At 66.3% G+C, this 18,522-nt stretch carries 21 protein-coding genes; 17 read left to right on the top strand and 4 right to left on the bottom strand.

Annotated features, from left to right (window positions below; all coding sequences use genetic code 11):
- Positions 1 to 112: 112 nt before the first annotated feature.
- From rplM to glmM, 3 genes are all read left to right on the top strand, one after another.
- Complete coding sequence (rplM, locus tag E3O25_RS10045) at positions 113 to 559, top strand: 50S ribosomal protein L13 (protein WP_092107284.1); 447 nt, start codon at positions 113 to 115, stop codon at positions 557 to 559.
- 67 nt (positions 560 to 626) lie between these two features.
- Complete coding sequence (gene rpsI, locus E3O25_RS10040; protein ID WP_092107287.1) at positions 627 to 1,112, top strand: 30S ribosomal protein S9; 486 nt, start codon at positions 627 to 629, stop codon at positions 1,110 to 1,112.
- A 19-nt stretch (positions 1,113 to 1,131) separates the two neighbouring features.
- Positions 1,132 to 2,493 (top strand): phosphoglucosamine mutase, encoded by a 1,362-nt coding sequence (gene glmM, locus E3O25_RS10035; RefSeq protein WP_092107289.1) that lies wholly within the window; start codon positions 1,132 to 1,134, stop codon positions 2,491 to 2,493.
- Between the two features lie 180 nt (positions 2,494 to 2,673).
- On the opposite strand, the gene coaA is transcribed toward glmM, so the two are convergent.
- Positions 2,674 to 3,630 (bottom strand): type I pantothenate kinase, encoded by a 957-nt coding sequence (coaA, locus tag E3O25_RS10030; protein WP_092107291.1) that lies wholly within the window; start codon positions 3,628 to 3,630, stop codon positions 2,674 to 2,676.
- A 34-nt stretch (positions 3,631 to 3,664) separates the two neighbouring features.
- Here coaA and glmS point away from each other — a divergent pair, with 34 nt between their 5' ends.
- The 10 genes from glmS to E3O25_RS09980 all read left to right on the top strand — a co-directional run bounded on the left by glmS (position 3,665) and on the right by E3O25_RS09980 (position 11,713).
- Positions 3,665 to 5,515 carry a glutamine--fructose-6-phosphate transaminase (isomerizing) gene (glmS, locus tag E3O25_RS10025; protein ID WP_092107293.1) on the top strand — a complete coding sequence of 617 codons (1,851 nt, stop codon included), beginning with the start codon at positions 3,665 to 3,667 and terminating at the stop codon, positions 5,513 to 5,515.
- Positions 5,516 to 5,522: 7 nt separating this feature from the next.
- The gene (locus tag E3O25_RS10020) at positions 5,523 to 5,879 is read left to right on the top strand and encodes a holo-ACP synthase (protein WP_134361067.1); all 357 of its coding nucleotides are present in this window, start codon (positions 5,523 to 5,525) and stop codon (positions 5,877 to 5,879) included.
- The gene (gene alr, locus E3O25_RS10015) at positions 5,876 to 6,997 is read left to right on the top strand and encodes an alanine racemase (protein ID WP_241983938.1); all 1,122 of its coding nucleotides are present in this window, start codon (positions 5,876 to 5,878) and stop codon (positions 6,995 to 6,997) included. Before E3O25_RS10020 ends, alr begins: the two co-directional genes overlap by 4 nt.
- Complete coding sequence (gene tsaE, locus E3O25_RS10010) at positions 6,990 to 7,526, top strand: tRNA (adenosine(37)-N6)-threonylcarbamoyltransferase complex ATPase subunit type 1 TsaE (RefSeq protein WP_092107299.1); 537 nt, start codon at positions 6,990 to 6,992, stop codon at positions 7,524 to 7,526. The genes alr and tsaE overlap by 8 nt, the downstream gene beginning before the upstream one ends.
- Before the next feature lie 44 nt (positions 7,527 to 7,570).
- Complete coding sequence (locus E3O25_RS10005) at positions 7,571 to 8,386, top strand: sulfite exporter TauE/SafE family protein (RefSeq protein ID WP_241988561.1); 816 nt, start codon at positions 7,571 to 7,573, stop codon at positions 8,384 to 8,386.
- 108 nt (positions 8,387 to 8,494) lie between these two features.
- Positions 8,495 to 9,130 carry a tRNA (adenosine(37)-N6)-threonylcarbamoyltransferase complex dimerization subunit type 1 TsaB gene (tsaB, locus tag E3O25_RS10000; RefSeq protein WP_092107301.1) on the top strand — a complete coding sequence of 212 codons (636 nt, stop codon included), beginning with the start codon at positions 8,495 to 8,497 and terminating at the stop codon, positions 9,128 to 9,130.
- Positions 9,127 to 9,624: a ribosomal protein S18-alanine N-acetyltransferase gene (rimI, locus tag E3O25_RS09995; RefSeq protein ID WP_092107303.1), complete on the top strand. Its 498-nt coding sequence runs from the start codon at positions 9,127 to 9,129 to the stop codon at positions 9,622 to 9,624. The genes tsaB and rimI overlap by 4 nt, the downstream gene beginning before the upstream one ends.
- The gene (tsaD, locus tag E3O25_RS09990; RefSeq protein WP_370448755.1) at positions 9,621 to 10,730 is read left to right on the top strand and encodes a tRNA (adenosine(37)-N6)-threonylcarbamoyltransferase complex transferase subunit TsaD; all 1,110 of its coding nucleotides are present in this window, start codon (positions 9,621 to 9,623) and stop codon (positions 10,728 to 10,730) included. The genes rimI and tsaD overlap by 4 nt, the downstream gene beginning before the upstream one ends.
- Positions 10,731 to 10,783: 53 nt before the next feature.
- Positions 10,784 to 11,236, top strand: coding sequence for a DUF4190 domain-containing protein (locus E3O25_RS09985; RefSeq protein ID WP_092107305.1), 453 nt, complete (start codon positions 10,784 to 10,786; stop codon positions 11,234 to 11,236).
- A gap of 75 nt (positions 11,237 to 11,311) precedes the next feature.
- The gene (locus tag E3O25_RS09980) at positions 11,312 to 11,713 is read left to right on the top strand and encodes a hypothetical protein (RefSeq protein ID WP_092107307.1); all 402 of its coding nucleotides are present in this window, start codon (positions 11,312 to 11,314) and stop codon (positions 11,711 to 11,713) included.
- A gap of 107 nt (positions 11,714 to 11,820) precedes the next feature.
- On the opposite strand, the gene E3O25_RS09975 is transcribed toward E3O25_RS09980, so the two are convergent.
- The gene (locus E3O25_RS09975; RefSeq protein WP_092107309.1) at positions 11,821 to 13,026 is read right to left on the bottom strand and encodes a class I SAM-dependent methyltransferase; all 1,206 of its coding nucleotides are present in this window, start codon (positions 13,024 to 13,026) and stop codon (positions 11,821 to 11,823) included.
- 125 nt (positions 13,027 to 13,151) lie between these two features.
- On the opposite strand from E3O25_RS09975, the gene groES reads away from it, so the two are divergent.
- The 4 genes from groES (at position 13,152) to E3O25_RS09955 (ending at position 16,696) form a co-directional block, all read left to right on the top strand.
- Positions 13,152 to 13,448 (top strand): co-chaperone GroES, encoded by a 297-nt coding sequence (groES, locus tag E3O25_RS09970; RefSeq protein WP_092107311.1) that lies wholly within the window; start codon positions 13,152 to 13,154, stop codon positions 13,446 to 13,448.
- Positions 13,449 to 13,567: 119 nt separating this feature from the next.
- Entirely contained in the window at positions 13,568 to 14,512 is a 945-nt protein-coding gene (gene rarD, locus E3O25_RS09965) for an EamA family transporter RarD (protein ID WP_092107313.1), read from the top strand.
- Between the two features lie 44 nt (positions 14,513 to 14,556).
- Entirely contained in the window at positions 14,557 to 15,264 is a 708-nt protein-coding gene (locus E3O25_RS09960) for an ABC transporter substrate-binding protein (RefSeq protein ID WP_134361066.1), read from the top strand.
- A gap of 127 nt (positions 15,265 to 15,391) precedes the next feature.
- Complete coding sequence (locus E3O25_RS09955; protein ID WP_092107317.1) at positions 15,392 to 16,696, top strand: ABC transporter substrate-binding protein; 1,305 nt, start codon at positions 15,392 to 15,394, stop codon at positions 16,694 to 16,696.
- 186 nt (positions 16,697 to 16,882) lie between these two features.
- Here E3O25_RS09955 and E3O25_RS09950 read toward each other — a convergent pair whose 3' ends face one another.
- Together E3O25_RS09950 and E3O25_RS09945 are read right to left on the bottom strand one after the other, a co-directional pair.
- Positions 16,883 to 17,650 carry an ABC transporter ATP-binding protein gene (locus E3O25_RS09950; RefSeq protein ID WP_092107319.1) on the bottom strand — a complete coding sequence of 256 codons (768 nt, stop codon included), beginning with the start codon at positions 17,648 to 17,650 and terminating at the stop codon, positions 16,883 to 16,885.
- Positions 17,637 to 18,512 carry an ABC transporter ATP-binding protein gene (locus E3O25_RS09945; RefSeq protein ID WP_241983957.1) on the bottom strand — a complete coding sequence of 292 codons (876 nt, stop codon included), beginning with the start codon at positions 18,510 to 18,512 and terminating at the stop codon, positions 17,637 to 17,639. Before E3O25_RS09945 ends, E3O25_RS09950 begins: the two co-directional genes overlap by 14 nt.
- Positions 18,513 to 18,522 lie beyond the last annotated feature (10 nt).

Raw genomic sequence — 18,522 nt, 5'->3', positions numbered from 1 at the left:
CAGCACGGCATCCGAACGTGAGCCCTCCATCGACAGTGTTTTCTTCACGAAAACACGCCCGGAGCGGGATTCACGAACACCTCCGTTCGAAAAAGAAGAAAGCAGCACAACAGTGACGCGCACTTACACCCCCAAGGCAAGCGAACTCCAGCACGACTGGGTTGTCATCGATGCCACCGATATCGTCCTCGGACGTCTGGCCAGCCACGCGGCAATCCTGCTGCGCGGCAAGCACAAGGCCACCTTCTCCCCGCACATGGACGGTGGCGACTTCGTCATCATCGTCAACGCCGAGAAGGTTGCCCTCACCGGCAAGAAGCTCGACCTGAAGATCGCTTACCGCCACTCCGGTTACCCGGGCGGCCTGACGGCGACCAACTACTCCGAGATGCTCGAGAAGCACCCGACCCGTGCGGTCGAAAAAGCGATTCGCGGCATGCTGCCGAAGAACTCGCTCGGTCGCGCCCAGCTCACCAAGCTGAAGGTATACGCCGGCCCTGAGCACCCGCACTCCGCTCAGCAGCCCAAGCCGTACACCCTCAGCCAGGTCGCGCAGTAGCGCCGGCAACCAGACTTCTCGACTCTTTAGATACTTAGATACACGGATAAAAAGGATTCCCATCATCGTGGCGAAGATCGCAGACCAGATTGACCAGGCTCCGGAGAGCTACTCCACCGAGACTCCGGCCGAAACCGTAACCAAGGCGCCCCGCGCCGTCCTCAACGTTCCCGGCGCAGCCGTCGGCCGTCGCAAGCAGGCCATCGCCCGCGTGCGCATCGTCCCCGGCTCCGGCACGATCGTTGTCAACGGCCGCGAGTTCGCCGACTACTTCCCGAACAAGCTGCACCAGCAGCTCATCAACGACCCGTTCAAGGTGCTCGACCTGCTCGGCTCCTACGATGTCATCGCCCGCATCACCGGTGGTGGCCCGTCCGGCCAGGCCGGCGCGCTGCGCCTCGGCATTGCACGCTGCCTGAACCTGATCGACGAAGAGAACAACCGCGCCATTCTCAAGAAGAACGGCTTCCTCAGCCGCGACGCCCGAGTCAAGGAGCGTAAGAAGGCCGGACTCAAGAAGGCCCGTAAGGCACCTCAGTTCAGCAAGCGCTAACCCGATAGCCGACGACGAAATGACTCGTCTGTTCGGCACGGACGGCGTTCGGGGCCTGGCCAACCGTGATCTCACGGCTGGCCTGGCCCTGAGCCTTGCCCAGGCGAGCGCAGCAGTGCTCACCAAGGGTCGTCGTGCCCAAGCACGCCTCGCTGAGGGTCGCCGACCCGTCGCAGTGGTAGCCCGCGACCCGCGAATTTCCGGTGAGTTCCTCACCGCCGCCGTTTCGGCCGGCCTGGCCTCCAGCGGTGTCGACGTTCTCGACGCCGGGGTCATCCCCACGCCCGCTGCGGCCTTCTTGATCAACGCCATCGGCGCCGATTTCGGTGTGATGATTTCTGCCTCACACAACGCGGCGCCCGACAACGGCATCAAAATCTTCGCCTTCGGCGGAACCAAACTTCCCGACGACGTCGAGGACCGCATCGAGAGCTACATCGGTCGCGACACGCTGATGCCGATCGCCGGCGACGTCGGACGCATCCGTCGTTTCGCCGACGCCGAAGACCGCTACGTCGTGCACCTGCTCACGACGCTGCCGCACCGCCTTGACGGCATCCACGTCGTGCTCGATTGCGCCCACGGTGCCGCCGCCGGCGTTTCACCGCAGGTGTTCACGGATGCCGGCGCTCGCCTCACCGTGATCGGCGCCGACCCCGACGGCCTCAACATCAACGACGGTGTCGGTTCGACTCACCTCGACAACCTCGCCAAAGCCGTACTCGAACACGGCGCCGACATCGGCATCGCCCACGACGGCGACGCCGACCGCTGCCTCGCGGTCGACCGCGACGGCAAGATCGTCGATGGCGACCAGATCATGGCCATCCTGGCCGTGTCGATGGCCGAGCGCGGTGTGCTGAAAGACCGCACTCTCGTGGCCACCGTCATGAGTAACCTCGGGCTGCGCAAGGCCATGGCGGCCAACGACATCGCCATGGTGCAGACCAAGGTCGGCGACCGGTATGTGCTCGAAGAACTCAACGCCCACGGGTATTCCCTCGGCGGCGAGCAGAGCGGCCACGTCATCATGACCAAGTTCGCCACGACCGGCGACGGCATCCTCACCGGGCTGCACCTTGTCGCCGAAATGGCGCGCACCGGCAAGACGCTCGCCGAACTCGCATCCGTTATGACGGTCTACCCGCAGATTCTCGTGAACGTGCGCGGCGTGGACCACAAGGCGCTCGCCGCCGACGCGGTCATCGCCGAAGCGGTCATTGCCGCAGAAACCGAACTCGGTGACACCGGCCGGGTGTTGCTGCGTCCGTCCGGAACCGAGCCGATGGTGCGCGTCATGGTGGAAGCCGCCGACCAGCCCACCGCCGACCGTCTGGCGCACTCCCTGGCCGACGTGGTGCGCTCCCGCCTGACCCTCTAGCGCTACTGACCGGGCCCGGGCCCCGTCCGCCCGAGCACGCCGCGCCTCCCCGTGGCGAATTCAGGAAAACCCGGCCGGTTCGGTCGGCCAGCCCCAGTGTTTCGCGGGGTCTGGCCCTGTGCTGCACACGGATTTCCTGAATTAGCCCCCGGAGACAAGCGGGAACCTGTGTGGCGCGGGTCAGACCTTGCGCAGCAGCACCGTCGAGACGGCGTGCGTGGGGTCCTTGCGCAGTACCAGGGTGGCGCGCGACCGAGTGGGACGAATGTTCTGCAGCAGGTTGGGCTGATTAATGCTGGTCCAGATGGTGCGCGCCTTGGCACGAGCCTCATCTTCGGTGAAGGCCGCGTAGCGGTGGAAGAACGAGTTGGGATTGGCGAAGGCCCCGCGCTGCAGCTTGAGAAAGCGTTCCTCGTACCAGCGGGCGATGTCCTGGGTACGGGCATCCACGTAAATGGTGAAGTCGAACAGGTCACTGACCGAGAGGCCGTGCCCCGGCCCGGGCGGCTGCAGCACGTTGAGGCCCTCGACGATGAGAATGTCGGGTTGCCGCACGACGATCTGCGCGTCGGGCACGATGTCATAGCTCAGATGCGAGTAGAACGGTGACCGCACCTCGGGAGCCCCGCTCTTGACCGCGCTCACAAACCGCAGCAGGGCACGCCGGTCATACGATTCCGGAAAGCCCTTGCGTTCCATCAGGCCGCGGCGGTTCAGCTCGGCATTGGGAAACAGAAAGCCATCGGTCGTGACGAGTTCGACCCGGGGAGTGTCGTCCCAGCGGGCGAGCATCTCGCGCAACAACCGGGCGGTGGTCGACTTACCGACCGCAACCGAGCCGGCGACGCCGATCACAAAGGGGGTCGGGCGGGCGCGTTCGCCCAGAAAACCACTCGTTGCCCGGTGCAGGGTGCGGGCGTTCGCCGCATAGAGGTTGAGCAGCCGACTGAGCGGGAGGTAGACATCCGTCACCTCGTTGATGTCAAGCGGCTCACCGATACCGCGCAACTGCACGATCTCAGTCTCTTTGAGCGGCAGCAGGGTGGTCGGCGCCAACGCCGCCCAGTCTGCTCGGTCGAGCTCCACAAAAGGGGTGCGATGACCGTTCATTGAAGAGGCCAGCACCGGATCGGACATTCCCCCAAGCTTAGTCCGACTAAAATCGACTTCCATGTGCGGAATCGTAGGTTATGTCGGAAGCAACAAGACCGTTGACGTTCTCATGGGAGGGCTCAGACGGCTGGAATATCGCGGGTATGACTCCGCGGGAATCGCCGTCATCGACTCGTCGGGTGTACTCAACACGGCCAAGAAGGCCGGCAAGCTCTCGGCGCTGACCGCCGAGCTGAAGGCGCACCCGATCAACGACGGCCAGACCGGCATCGGCCACACCCGCTGGGCCACCCACGGCGGACCCACCGACGGCAATGCCCATCCGCACCTCGGCGACAACGACAAGCTCGCCCTCATCCACAACGGCATCATCGAGAACTTCGCCCCGTTGCGGGACGAACTGCTCAATGAAGGCTTCACCTTCGAGAGCGAAACCGACACCGAGGTCGCCGCAGTGCTGCTCGGCCGGGAATACCAGCGGGTCGGCGACCTGGCCGAAGCCTTCCGCACCATCGTGGCCCGCCTCGACGGTGCGTTCACGCTGCTCGCCGTGCACCAGGACCAGCCCGGCGTCGTCGTCGGTGCCCGCCGCAATTCCCCGCTCGTCATCGGCCTCGGTGACGGCGAGAACTTTCTCGGCTCCGACGTCGCAGCGTTCGTCGAATACACCCGCCGCGCCGTCGCCATCGGCCAGGACCAGATCGTCACCATCACAGCGGATGCCGTCACCGTCACCGACTTCGACGGTCACCCCGTCGAGACGGAGGAGTTCGATATCGCCTGGGACGCTTCCGCCAGCGAAAAGGGCGGCTGGTCCAGCTTCATGGCCAAGGAAGTGTCCGAGCAGCCGGATGCCGTTGCCAACACCCTGCGCGGCCGCATAACGGAGGGCCAGGTGATCGTGCCGGAACTGACCGAATTCGGCGATGAGGTGCTCGCGGGCATCCGTCGTATTGTCATCGTCGCCTGTGGTACGGCGGCCTACGCCGGTCAGACCGCCAAGTACGCCATCGAAAAGTGGGCGCAGGTGCCGGTGGACGTCGAACTCAGCCACGAGTTCCGCTACCGCGACCCGGTACTCACCGACCACACCCTGGTGATCTCAATCAGCCAGTCCGGCGAAACCATGGACACGCTCATGGCCGTCAAGTACGCCATGTCGCTCGGGGCCAGGGCCATCTCCATCTGCAACACGCAGGGCGCGACCATCCCGCGCGAGAGTGACGCTGTGATCTACACCCACGCCGGCCCCGAGGTCGCCGTCGCGTCGACCAAGGCCTTTGTGGCCCAGATCACCGCCCTGTACCTGTTCGCCCTGCACCTCGCCCGGGTGCGCGGCAGCCTCACCGAGGCCGAGCAGGCCGCGCAGGTCGCCGAACTGCAGGCCATCCCGGAGAAGATCCAGGCCGTGCTCGGTGTGGAAGACGAGGTGCGCCAGCTGGCCCGCTGGATGAGCGACACCCGCGCTGTGCTGTTCCTCGGCCGTCACGTCGGCTTTCCGATCGCGCTCGAGGGCGCGCTCAAGCTCAAGGAACTCGCCTACATCCACGCTGAAGGCTTCGCCGCCGGTGAGCTCAAGCACGGACCGATCGCCTTGATCGAACCCGGCCAGCCGGTGTTCGTCGTCGTGCCGAGCCCGCGCGGCTCAGCCCACCTGCACCCGAAGGTCGTCTCCAATATTCAGGAGATCCGCGCCCGCGGGGCCCGCATCATCGCTATCGCCGAGGTCGGTGACGCCGCGGTGCTGCCGTTCGCCGACACCGTCATCCACATTCCGCTCGCGGCGCCGCTGTTCGAACCGCTGCTCGCCGTGGTGCCGCTGCAGATGTTCGCGATGGAACTGGCCATCGCCAAGGGCCTCGATGTCGACCAGCCGCGCAACCTCGCCAAATCCGTCACGGTCGAATAAGCCTGACGTGATCAAGGGCATCGGGGTGGACGTGGTCGACCTGGCGCGGTTCACCCGCCAGGTCGAGCGCACCCCCCGCCTGGTCTCGCGCTTGTTCACCGAAACTGAACGGGGGCTCCCGGTACATTCCCTCGCGGCGCGGTTTGCGGCAAAAGAAGCCCTGATCAAGGCCCTCGGCGACAGCGCAGGGGCCACCTGGCAAGAAATGGAAATCGTGAACGACCCGCACGGCAACCCCGAATTCAAACTCAGCGGGGCCGCCCTCGCAGCGCTCACCGATCGGGGCATCAGCCGGGTGCACGTCACCATGACCCACGATGCCGGGGTGGCCTGCGCTTTCGTCGTGGCCGAGGGGGAGCTGTGAGCGGGTTTCGCGAGGCCGTGATCGACCTCGCCGCGATTCGCCATAATGTGGCCCACCTGCGCCACCTCGTCGGCACCCCGCACGCGATGGCGGTGGTCAAGGCCAACGCCTACGGTCACGGGGCGGTACCGGTGGCGCTCGCCGCCCTCGCCGGCGGGGCCGACTGGCTCGGCGTCGCCGACATCGACGAGGCCCTCGAACTGCGTGACGCGGGCATCGAGGCGCCCATTCTGGCCTGGCTGCACGACCCCGACGCCGATTTCAGCGCCGCCATCGCCGATGACGTCACCCTCGGGCTTTCCTCTGCCCGCCAGGTGCAGCAGGTAGCGGATGCTGCGGCGGAACTCGGCAGGGCGGCATCCGTTCACCTGAAACTCGAAACCGGGCTCAGTCGCAACGGCGTGCACGAAAACGACTGGGCTGAGGTGTTCGCGCTGGCTGCCGCACTCGAACGGGGCGGTCTGCTGCGCGTCGACGGTGTCATGAGCCACCTCGCCAATGCCTCGGCGTTCGACGACCAGCAGGCGCTCGAATGTTTCGAACGCGGAGTCGCCGTTGCACGCGCCGCCGGGCTGACCCCCACGCTCGTGCACCTCGCATCGTCCGCTGCGGCACTGCGGCTGCCGGCCGCCCGTTTCACCATGGTGCGGTTCGGCATCACCATTTACGGGCTGTCGCCGTTCGACGATGCGACCAGCGCCGACCTCGGGCTGATTCCAGCCATGACCCTGCGCGGCCGGGTCGCCCTCGTTCGCCGGGTGAGTGCGGGCGCCGGCGTCTCCTACGACTACCTGTGGCGGGCGCCGCACGATTCCACGCTCGTGCTCGTGCCGCTCGGCTATGCCGACGGCATCCCACGGCAGGCCTCCGGCACGGCACAAGTGCACCTGCACGGCGTGAACTATCCCCTGGTCGGGCGGGTGGCGATGGACCAGTTCGTGGTCAACCTCGGCGCGGACAGCCCCGCCGTGGCCGTCGGCGACACGGTCGTGCTGTTTGGTGACCCGAGCGCCGGAGCGCCGAGCGCCACCGACTGGGCCGACGCCGCCGGCACGATCAACTATGAGATCGTCACCCGCATCGGGCACCGGGTGCCCCGGCGACACATCAATGGCTGAGCAGCGCCGCACCATCGCCGATGCCGCGGCCATGCACCGCTTCGGCGTCGACCTCGCGCGCATCCTGCACGCCGGCGACCTCATCGTGCTGACCGGACCGCTCGGCGCCGGCAAGACCACCCTCACGCGCGGCCTCGGTGAGGGCCTCCAGGTGCGCGGGGCCGTCACCAGTCCCACCTTCGTACTCGCGCGCACCCACCCGAGTCTGGTCGGCGGCCCGCCGTTCGTGCACGTCGACGCCTACCGCCTGGGCAGCGCCATGGAACTCGACGACCTCGACATCGATTTCGCCCGATCGATCGTCGTGGTCGAGTGGGGCCGCGGCCTGCTCGACGGCATCAGCGAGTCCTGGCTCGACATCGAGATCGAGCGGCCGCAGGGCCGATCGCTGGCAACCGCCGAAACGGATGCCGCGGCATCCGTTCTCGACCTGGACCACGATCTCGACGAACCACGCACCCTGACCATCAGCGGCCACGGCCAACGCTGGAGGCGCCTCACGGAGTTGCTGCCGACGGAACCCGCCTAGGCTGAACCCATGCTCGTACCCTGCTGCCCCGTTCGTGCGCTCCCGTGACGCCTGATTCCGGCCTGCGCTCGTCTGGCGTTCGGTATTGGCTCGTGCTCGCCCTGATCGGCGTGATCGGCGGTTTTCTCTCCGGCATGTTCGGCGTCGGCGGCGGCATCGTCATGGTGCCCCTGCTCGTGGGCCTGGCCCGGATGGACCAGCGCCGAGCCGCCGCGACGTCGCTCGTCGCGATCGTGCCGGCCTCAGCGGTCGGCGCCACCACCTACTTTCTGAACGGACACGTCGACCTGGTTGCTGCGGGCTTCATCGTCATCGGCGCCGTCGTCGGGGCCATCATCGGCACCAGGCTGCTGCGCCGCATCCCTCTGGTCTGGCTGCGCTGGATGTTCATCGGCCTGCTCGTGGTGGTGGCCGCCCGCCTGCTGCTCGTCGCCCCGGTACGCGGCGACGCTATCGACCTCACCTGGTATGTAGCCGTCGGCTACATCGTGCTTGGCCTGTTCATGGGCATCGCCTCGGGCTTGTTCGGCATCGGCGGCGGCGTGATCGCGGTGCCCGGCCTGATCGCCCTGTTCGGTGCAAGCGACCTGATCGCCAAGGGCACCTCGCTGCTCGTCATGCTGCCGACCGGCATTGTCGGTACCGTGTCGAACATTCGCGGCCGCCTGGTCAATCTGCGCGCCGGCCTCGTGGTCGGCGTCGCGGCGACCCTCGTCTCCGCCCCCGGAGTGACGCTCGCGCTCATTCTTCCGCCGCGCCTGTCTGGCATCCTCTTTGCCGGGCTGCTGATCCTGGCCGTTGTGCAGTTGAGCATCAAAGCGGTGCGTGCCCAACGCGCACCCAAGCCCGCGGCGAGCTGAACCGGCGCCCGGCGCGCGAAGCGCCTGCCCGAACAAAGCGGCGCGCGAAGCGCCTGCCCGAACAAAGCGGCGCGCGAAGCGCCTGCCCGGAAAAGCTAGGCTGAACGGGTGCTACTCGCCATCGATACCTCCGCCGGCACGAGCGTCGCCGTCGTCGACCTTGCCCGCGGGGTCATCGCCGAACGCGGTGAAGCCGATACCATGCGCCACGCCGAAATCGTCGGTCCCTTCATCGTCGAGTGTCTCCGCGAAGCGAACGTCGTACCCGCTGACCTCTCCGGAGTCGTCGGCGGCATGGGCCCCGGCCCGTTCACCGGCCTGCGCGTCGGCATCGCCTCCGCCCGCGTCTTCGCCCTCGGCGCCGGCACACCGCTCGTGCCGGTGATCAGTCACGACGCCATCGCCTACGGCCACTACCGCCGCGGCCACACCGGCCCGCTCGTCGTCGTCACCGACGCCCGGCGCCGCGAAATCTACTGGAGTGCCTACAGCGAAGCGGATGCCGCCGGCCTGCCCGTGCGCGTCGGCCCGCCCGGCCTGGCCAAACCGGCCGACCTCGACGCTCCGACCTGGCTGCACGCGCGCTGGCCTCGACTCGACGCCGCCACGGTGTCGGCCGGCGAACTCGGACTGGTCGCCGAGCTGACCCACGCCCACCAGCGCCCCTTCGCCGCCAACGAACCGCTCTATCTGCGCTCGCCCGACGTCACGATCTCGAACGGGCCTAAGCGGGTCAGCCGATGACCTGGCAGCTGCGCCGCGCGCACGAAGCAGACCTGGCGGCCATCATGCTGCTCGAGACCAGCATCTTCGAGAACGACGCCTGGTCGGCCCCGATGATGCTGCGCGACCTCGGCGACCCCGCCTGTTACTACCTCGTCGCGTTCCCACCCGACGATCCGAGCAGTATCGACGCCTATGCCGGGCTGCTTGCCCCGCAGGGAGCCGTCGAGGGCGACATCCAGACCATCGCCGTCGCCGAATCGGCGCGCGGCCGCGGACTCGGTCGCACGATCATGCAGGCCCTCATCAGCGAGGCGCGCAAACGCGGTGCCCGGCTGATCTTCCTCGAGGTGCGGGCCGACAACCCGGGCGCCCAGCGGCTCTACGAACGCCTCGGGTTCATCGATGTGGGAGTGCGCCGCGGGTATTACCAGCCTGACAACGTCGACGCGATCGTCATGCGCCTGAATATTCCCGAACTGGAATCTATGCTCGTGACCGTGGAGACCCCGTGACGACCCTGAACCGATCAGCACCCCTCGTGCTCGGCATCGAGACCTCCTGCGATGAGACGGGCATCGGCATTGTGCGCGGCACCACGCTGCTTTCCAACACCATCGCGAGTTCGATGGACGAGCACGCCCGCTATGGCGGTGTCGTGCCCGAGATCGCAGCCAGGGCCCACCTCGACGAACTCGTGCCGGCCATCAACGCGGCCGTCACCGAGGCCGGCATCCGCTTGAGCGATCTCGACGCCATCGCCGTCACCTGCGGCCCCGGACTCTCCGGCGCCCTCATGGTCGGGGTCGGCGCCGCAAAAGCGCTCGCCGTCGCGCTCGACAAACCGATCTATGCGGTCAACCATCTGGTCGGCCACGTCGGAGCCGACCTGCTGCACAGCAGTGGCGACGCCAGCGACACCGGACCGCTGGACTACCCGACCATCGCACTGCTCGTCTCCGGCGGCCACACCTCGCTGCTGCTCGTGCGCGACCTGGTCAGCGACGTGGAATTGCTCGGTGAGACCATCGACGACGCCGCCGGAGAGGCCTTCGACAAGGTCGCCCGCCTGTTGTCGCTGCCATATCCCGGCGGGCCGCAGATCGACCGGGTCGCACTTGAGGGCAATCCGAAGGCGATTCGCTTTCCCCGCGGACTCAGCCAGCCCAAAGACCTGGCCGCTCACCGCTACGACTTCTCGTTCTCGGGGCTGAAAACCTCGGTCGCCCGGTTCGTCGAGCAGCGTCAGGATGCCGGAGAGCTCGTGCCGATCGGCGATGTTGCGGCCAGTTTTCGGGAGGCTGTGGTGGATATCCTGCTGACCAAAGCCCTCGCGGCCTGCGCCGACTACAACGTGCCGCGTCTGCTGCTCGGCGGTGGGGTCATCGCCAATGCCCGGTTGCGTCAGGTCGCGACCGAGAGAACGGATGCCGCCGGCGTCGTTCTGCGCATCCCGCCGCTCTCGCTGTGCACCGACAACGGTGCCATGATCGCCGCTCTCGGCGCCCAACTGATCATGGCCGGGCATGAGCCCTCGACGTTGGATTTCGGCGCCGATTCCACCCTGCCGGTCGGTCAGATCCAGGTCTCGGGCCTGGCCCGGTCGCTCGGTGCGCCCTAACGCGATAATCTGGGCTCTGCGACCACCGAACGAAATGATGAAGGAGACCGCAGATGTCTGATCCCACCCAGCCCCCCGTCGACCCGACGAGAAACGACCCGACCAGCTCGCAGCCTGCCGGCCCGAGCGTGCCGCCGGCATACGGAACGCCCGCAGCACCGGCCTACCCCAGCTCCCCGGCACCGGGCATCCAGGCAGCGCCCGCTTACGGCCAGCCGGCCGCCTACGGGCAGAACCCGTACGGGCAGCAGAACGCGCAAGACAAATACAACGTTCTGGCGATCATCTCGCTCGTGAGCGCATTCTTCGTCTCGCTGGTAGCGGTCATCACCGGGCACATGGCGATGAGTCAGATCAAGAAGACCGGTGAAAAGGGCTACGGTCTGGCCCTGTGGGGTTTGATCCTGGGCTACCTGGGCATCGTCAGCGGGATCATCTTCGTCGGCATCTTCATCGCGATCCTGGTCAGCGGGGCTGCCACCTCGTCCAGTTTCAACTCCCTCTAACCCGAACCCGATCCATCCCCGGTCAGATTCGACCGGCCGGCCTGAGCGAGAGCGGCTTCAGGCCAGAGGACAGCCATGACCACACCCCACCAGCCGGACGGTGCCTCGGCGCAGCTGGGTTATACGCGCGCCCCGGCGCCGCCCGGCAGCCAGCTGGACTGGGCGTCGACGGTGACCGCTCCGACCGAGTTCGTGCCCTACACCTACAACGAGGCCGAGGTCGCGCGCATCACCGGCCGCCGCCGGCTCTCGCTCGCGTCGGTGGTCTGCGGTCTGGGCGGGGTCGTCCTCGGCGTGATCGGGGTGTTCGGACTGCCGATCGCGCTCAGCGCGATCACCCTCGCGCTCATTGCACGCAGCACCGAGCACCGGGCGCGCACGCTCTGGTTGAGTGGCCTGGTGAGCGGCCTGGTCGGGGTTCTGCTCGCGGCCGGCTGGGTCGTCTATATCAGCCAGATCATGCTGCCGTTGCTCTAGCCGGTTCCGTACCGAACTGCGGATATTCACCGGGAAACCGGGCGGATTGGGGCGATGCGGGGGTGTTCGGCAACGAATCTCCGCGGTTATGCACGCAGCTTTCGGAGTTAGCGCACCCGCTCCACGAGCAGTGCCATCCGCTGCCCGGCCACGCGCGTCAGGATCAGGGTCGCGGCTTCCGGCCCCTTGAGCTTCAGCCGGGTGCGCAGTGTAGCCGGGTCCACAGCCACGCCGCGCTTCTTGATCTCAAGCGTGCCGATGCGGCGCTCGAGCAGCGCTAGCCGCAGCTTCTTCTCGTCGAAGGGCAGGGTTTCCAGCACCCGGAACGCGCTCGCGAACGGCGTGGGCGTGAGTGTGTCATTGGTCAGGTAGGCGATTGACTCGCTCAGCATCCGGGCGTCGAGCGAGCGGGCCAGGTCGCCGATCAGGCGTGCTCGGATCACCGCGCCGTCCGGTTCGTACACGTAGCTGCCGAGTTCGCCCACCGGGGCGTCGTCGCTGTCGGCGCCGGCGGTCAGTTCGTGCGCGCCCCCCTCGGTCAGGAGCAGTGCCGACCGACGGATGCCCGGGCGGGCGAGCGCGCCAAACCACAGACCCATCTCCACCAGCTGGCCGTCCACCGAGACCCATTGGGCCTCGGCGTCGACCGGAATTTGGTCGCGGTCGTGGCCGGGCCCAAGCTTCATGCCGAGCGGCAGTCGGCTCGCCAGCAGATAGGCGAAGTCCAGCGAGGGCGAATAGTCCTCGGAGCGGGTGAGCCGTGTTGTGTTGCTGTGGCCGCTCGTGCGGCGCGCCGGGTCGAGCCAGACCGCATCGAAATCGGCCAGATGCACGGTCTCCGCGTCGGCCTGAAGCGCCGACGCGTTGGGAAACGGCGCGAGGTTGAAACTCGCCACGGTGGCCGTGACCTCGTCAGCGTCGACGGCGACGACCGGCAGGTCCATCGCGGCGAGGGCCATCGCGTCGCCGCCTATGCCGCAGCCAAGGTCGGCGACCCGCGGCGGGTGGCCGAGGGCAGCTGCGAGTCCGGCGAACCGGCCGGCGTGCAGTGCGGCGACGCGCAACCGGGTCGCCTGCTCCAGGCCGGCCTCGGTGAACAGCATCCGCTCGGCGAATTCTCCGAACTTGGCCGACGCCTTCGCCCGCAGCCGGGACTGGCTGAGCACGGCCGAGACCAGCCCGGGGGCGTGCCCGGCCTTGCGCAGATCGCTCACGAGTTTCAGCACGTCACCGGTGCTGTCATAGGGCGGCAGGGAGTCCAGCAGCCGCAAACTCGCGGGGGAGAGCAGCTCAACGAGTTCGGTTCGATCCATGCTGCAACGCTACCAAAATGACCCCGTTCTGGCACTCACGTTGCGTGAGTGCCAGAAGCCCCCTAAACTTCACTTGGCACTCTCGCTGTGAGTCTGCTAACCCAAATCTTAGAAAGAGGTCAACCGTGTCGGTCTCCATCAAGCCGCTCGAGGATCGCATCGTCATCAAGCAGGTCGATGCCGAGCAGACCACCGCATCAGGTCTGGTCATTCCTGACACCGCGAAGGAAAAGCCCCAGGAGGGCGAAGTTGTTGCCGTCGGCCCCGGCCGTATTGACGACAACGGCAACCGCGTTCCCCTCGACATCGCCGTCGGCGACAAGGTCATCTACTCCAAGTACGGCGGAACCGAGGTCAAGTTCGGTGGCGACGACCTTCTGGTGCTCTCCGCTCGCGACGTGCTCGCCGTGGTCGTGCGCTAAGTAGGTTCTTCACTTCGTAGTCTCGAGTCTGAAACTAGTCTCTAGACTGAAACTCCCGGATGGCTTGGCCATCCGGGAGTTTTTTGTTTGCCCATTTCGTGTAGCGCAGGAGATAACCCATGACGGATGCCGCCGCACCAGCCGAGACGGCGGCTCGCGCCACGCACCGCACAGGTCTCGGGTTCGGCGGCCTCGCCTACGCTCTCTGGGGTGTGCTGCCCCTGTACTTTCTGCTGCTGGCCCCGTCCGGTGCCTTTGAAATCGTGGCCTGGCGGGTGCTGTTCTCGCTCGTGTTCTGCGCCCTGATCATCACGGTCACCCGCACCTGGGGCGTGCTCGGGCGGGCACTCAGGCAGCCGCGCCTGGTCTGGACGATGGGCCTGGCCGGGGTGTTCATCTTCATCAACTGGCAGACCTACGTGATCGCCGCGACTAGCGGGCACGTCGTCGAAGCGGCCCTCGGCTACTTCATCAACCCCATCGTCACCGTGTTGCTTGGCGTCTTCGTGCTGCGCGAACACCTGCGTCGACTGCAGTGGATCGCCATCGGCATCAGTCTTCTCGCCGTCGTCGTTCTCGCTGTCGGCTACGGCTCGCTGCCCTGGATCTCGCTGATTCTCGCGTTCTCCTTCGGGTTCTACGGCCTGATCAAGAAGCGCGTCGGCCCGAACGTCGACGCCGTGACCGGCCTCACCCTCGAAACGGCCTGGCTCGCCCCGGTCGCCGTCGTGCAACTGTTGGTCGTCTCGGGCATTTCCGGCCTCACCTTCGGCACGGTCTCGCCCCTGCACACGGTCGGGTTGCTCGCGGCCGGTGTGATCACCGCGGTTCCCCTCCTGCTCTTTGCCGCCGCAGCCCGGCGCCTGCCGCTGACGGTGCTCGGACTCATCCAGTTCGTCGCGCCCGTCATTCAGTTTCTCGTCGGCGTATTCGTGCTGAACGAGGCGATGCCGGTCGAACGCTGGATCGGCTTCGGTCTGGTCTGGGTGGCCTTGGTCATTTTGACGGTCGACATGGTGGTCTCGGGTCGCGCTCCACGCCGAAGCGCCCTCGAGCCGGCCTGAGCGTCGATATTCTAAAAGAACAGCCCCCGCACTAAAGGATCCAGATGCCCCGTCGCCCGCTCATCGTCGCCGCCCTACTTGGCACCCTCGTCCTCACCGGATGCACGGGCACATCGGGTGCCACACCGACTTCGACCCCGACGATGGCCGCGACGACAGCCCCCTCGGGCGACGGAACGCTCGTCATCGGCACCCTGTTCCCGATGACCGGTGACAACGCCGTGAGCGGCGCCGCCCAGGTGGCGGGCACCGAACTGGCCGTGCGCGATATCCTCGCCGAACAGGCCGTCCCCACTCAGCCCGTGCAGCTCATTCACCGCAACTCCGCCGGCGACCTCGCCGCCGCCTACGCCGACCTGGTGGCACGCGGTGTCGACCTCGTGCTGTGGGACGCGACAACGGCCTTGCCGACGGATGCTGAAAACTCCGTTGGCAACGCCGCCACCGTTGCCCTCGGCACCTTCGCCAACGGCGGCACGCCGCTTGCCGCTGATGAGGCATTCACAGCCCGGCTGAAAACTGCCGACCCGGGCCTGACCGGCACCGACGGCGGCGCGGAAGCCTACGACGGGGTTGTCACGGCGGCCCTGGCCGCCGTCATCACCGGCGACGACGGGGGTGCGTCGCTCGAAGCGGGCTGGCTCCGGGTGATTTCCGGCAGCGTTGTGTGCGTTTCCTGGGGCGAGTGTGTGCTCGCCCTGAGTGAGAAGCAAATCATTGATTATCAGGGGATCACTGGCCGCCGTTCGTAACGATTTGGTCGCTTTACACGGTTGTAACACGCACAGGTAGGTTTCTCGGTCCTTGATTCCCTACTCTGTCACCACGGCAGTCAATCGGCTGACCAGACTTACCCCTCTTCAACTATCAAGGAGCAACATGAGCGTATTCGCGAAGGCCTCGGCCTCCCGCTCAGTTCGTACCCTCGTTACCGGTATCGCACTGGTCGGAGTGAGCGCACTCGTGCTCACCGGCTGCAGCAATGGAGCAGCGACCGAGCCCAGTGATTCTGCGGCACCGTCGGCGGCGGAGACCGCGGATTTCCAGACGGTGGAGGCCGGTGATCGGGATCTGACTCTGAACATCGGCACCATCCTCCCGCAGAGTGGTGGACTGGCCTTCCTCGGACCGCCCGAAGAAGCCGGCGTTCAGCTCGCTGTGAGGGACATCAACGAGGCCGACCTCGGCATCACGGTCGATGTCACGTTGCGTGACTCGGGCGACACCACGACCGACACCGCCACCGTCTCCGTGACCGACCTGCTGTCGAAGAACGTCTCGGCGATCATCGGTGCGGCCTCCTCGGGTGTCTCCAAGACCGTGATCGACCAGATCACCGGCGCCGGCGTCGTGCAGTTCTCCCCGGCCAACACCTCGGACGCCTTCACGACCTATGACGACAAGGGCCTGTACTGGCGTACGGCTCCGTCCGACGTCTTGCAGGGCGAAGTGCTCGGCACCCAGATCGCTGATGACGGCAACGCCACCCTCGGCCTGATCGTGCTGAACGATGCCTACGGAACCGGCCTGGCCAAGTACACCAGCGACGCGTTCGAGGCGGCTGGCGGCGAAGTCGTAGCGACCTCGCTGTTCAATGAGGGCGATTCCAACTTCGCCTCGCAGATCGCTGAAGTTACCGCGGCAGATCCCGACGCGATCGCGCTTGTCACGTTCGACCAGGCCAAGGTCATCGTCCCGGCGCTCGTCGGTTCCGGTTTCCCCGGCGACAAGCTGTACTTCGTCGACGGAAACGTCGCCGACTACAGCTCCGACTTCGCACCCGGCCTTATCGAGGGCTCCAAGGGTACGCTGCCCGGCCTCGACACCGCCTCGCTCGGTGACTTCACCACCCGCCTCCTCGAGGTCGACCCGACGCTGACGGACTACAGCTACGCCGCGGAATCCTACGACGCCGTGATTTTGATTGCCCTGGCCGCCTACGCGGCCAACGACGTGTCGGGTGAATCCATTGCGAGCTACCTGCGTCAGGTCTCCGGCGGAACCGGTGATGGCAGCAAGGTTACCGACTTCGCCGAGGCTGCTGCAGCCCTGAAAGCCGGCGATCAGATCAATTACGACGGCTTCTCCGGCCCGATCACGTTCGACGAGAATGGCGACCCGACCGGCGCCAGCATCGGCATCTACGAGTTCGACGCCACCAACAAGTACGCGCGCATCAACTAGCTCCACCGCTTAGCTGAATGAGTGAAGGGCCCCGACTTCGGTCGGGGCCCTTCTGCGTACCCCGTCCATTCACGCGAGCGGATGCGCTGAGCCGGCCGCCGGCATCCGCTCAGCAATCCCACACACAGAAGCGGCGTCCGAGAGAGTGTCGGACGCCGCCACGGGCTGATACAGCTGATGCGGGTGCTAGTCCTGCCCGAGGGTTCCGAGGTACAGGCCGATCACCTTGGGGTCGTTCAAAAGCTCACGTCCGGTGCCGGTGTAGGCATCCCGGCCCTGATCGAGCACATAGCCGCGGTCACAGATTTGCAGGCAACGACGAGCGTTCTGCTCCACCATGATCGTGGTCACGCCGGCCTTGTTGATCTCTTTCACCCGCAGAAAGGCTTCGTCCTGGCGCACCGGGGAGAGGCCGGCGCTCGGCTCATCGAGCAGCAGCACGTGCGGGCCCATCATGAGCGCTCGACTCATGGCCACCATCTGGCGTTCACCGCCCGAGAGCGACCCGGCGCGCTGCGACATCCGTTTGCTCAGCTCGGGAAAAATCTCGGTGACGAATTCGAGCCGCTCGACGAGTCCCCTGGGCTTGAGAAAGATGCCCATCTCGAGGTTTTCGCGAATGGTCAGGGTGGGAAACACGTTGTTGTTCTGCGGAACGAAGCCCACGCCCTGCGCGACGAGCTTGTTGGCCTTGAGATTGGTGATGTTCTTGCCGCGCAGCAGAATGTCGCCGTCGCGTACCTTCACCTGGCCGAAGATCGACTTGAGCAGCGTCGATTTGCCGGCGCCGTTCGGGCCGATGATGCCGATCAGCTCGCCGGCGTAGGCGGTCAGCGAGCAGGAATTGAGAATGTTCACACCGGTGACGTAGCCGGCCGTGACGTTCTTGACCTCGACCACCGCCTCCCGGGTCTCAGTGGGCGCCGGAGCGGCCAGCGGTTCAGCGTTCGTCATCGAGCAACTCCTTTATGGCTGACACGTTCTCGGTCTCGGTGTTCAGGTCTTCGCCGATGTCCTCGTCGTGGTGCGACCCGAGGTAGGCGTCGATCACGGCCGGGTTTTTCATGACCTCGTGAGGGTCGCCCTCGGCGACCACCTTGCCCTCGGCCATCACGATCACCCAGTCGGCGATGTGCCGCACCATGTGCATATCGTGCTCCACGAACAAAACGGTCATGCCCTGCGACTTGAGGTTGAGAATGTGGTCGAGCAGCGACTGGGTCAGTGCCGGGTTGACCCCGGCCATCGGTTCGTCGAGCATCACCAGGGTTGGGTCGCTCATGAGCGCCCGCGCCATTTCGAGCAGCTTGCGCTGACCGCCGGAGAGGCTCGCCGCGTAGTCGTCTTTCTTGGTGTCGAGCTTGAACCGGGTGAGCAGATCAATGGCCTTGGCCCGATTCTCCTCTTCCTGGTTGCGCCAGAGGAACGGCATCAGGGCGCGGAACATGTTCTCGCCGGTCTGGCCCTTGGCGCCGAGCAGCATGTTGTCCATCACGGTGAGCAGCCCGAGGGCTTTGGTCAGCTGAAAGGTGCGAATCTGGCCCATCCGGGCTACCCGATAAGCGGGAACACCGGCGAGGGAGCGGCCATCGAAGGTCCATTTGCCGTCGTCGGGCTTGTCGAAGCCGGTCAGCAGATTGAACAGGGTGGTCTTGCCGGCGCCGTTGGGGCCGATCAGCGCGGTGATCGCGCCGCGCGGAACCTCGACGTGGGCGACATCCACTGCGGTGAGACCACCGAACGTGCGTCGCACGTTGTCGACGACGAGAATAGGGTCGACCTTGGCGCAGCCGGGTTCAGCCTCACCGATGTGCAGCCCGGTCGTC

The organism is Cryobacterium sp. TMT1-3, assembly GCF_004402315.1.
Taxonomy (GTDB): domain Bacteria; phylum Actinomycetota; class Actinomycetes; order Actinomycetales; family Microbacteriaceae; genus Cryobacterium; species Cryobacterium luteum.
This window is presented reverse-complemented; position numbering and strand designations above follow the sequence as displayed.

Bases quoted from the DNA above. Each gene is read 5' to 3' on its own strand.
- E3O25_RS09950 (WP_092107319.1), bottom strand. From the start codon at position 17,650: ATGACGAACGCTGAACCGCTGGCCGCTCCGGCGCCCACTGAGACCCGG.
- E3O25_RS09985 (WP_092107305.1), top strand. From the start codon at position 10,784: ATGTCTGATCCCACCCAGCCCCCCGTCGACCCGACGAGAAACGACCCG.
- glmS (WP_092107293.1), top strand. From the start codon at position 3,665: ATGTGCGGAATCGTAGGTTATGTCGGAAGCAACAAGACCGTTGACGTT.
- rimI (WP_092107303.1), top strand. From the start codon at position 9,127: ATGACCTGGCAGCTGCGCCGCGCGCACGAAGCAGACCTGGCGGCCATC.
- glmM (WP_092107289.1), top strand. From the start codon at position 1,132: ATGACTCGTCTGTTCGGCACGGACGGCGTTCGGGGCCTGGCCAACCGT.
- E3O25_RS09980 (WP_092107307.1), top strand. From the start codon at position 11,312: ATGACCACACCCCACCAGCCGGACGGTGCCTCGGCGCAGCTGGGTTAT.
- coaA (WP_092107291.1), bottom strand. From the start codon at position 3,630: ATGTCCGATCCGGTGCTGGCCTCTTCAATGAACGGTCATCGCACCCCT.
- E3O25_RS09975 (WP_092107309.1), bottom strand. From the start codon at position 13,026: ATGGATCGAACCGAACTCGTTGAGCTGCTCTCCCCCGCGAGTTTGCGG.
- E3O25_RS09955 (WP_092107317.1), top strand. From the start codon at position 15,392: ATGAGCGTATTCGCGAAGGCCTCGGCCTCCCGCTCAGTTCGTACCCTC.
- tsaE (WP_092107299.1), top strand. From the start codon at position 6,990: ATGGCTGAGCAGCGCCGCACCATCGCCGATGCCGCGGCCATGCACCGC.
- rarD (WP_092107313.1), top strand. From the start codon at position 13,568: ATGACGGATGCCGCCGCACCAGCCGAGACGGCGGCTCGCGCCACGCAC.
- E3O25_RS09960 (WP_134361066.1), top strand. From the start codon at position 14,557: ATGCCCCGTCGCCCGCTCATCGTCGCCGCCCTACTTGGCACCCTCGTC.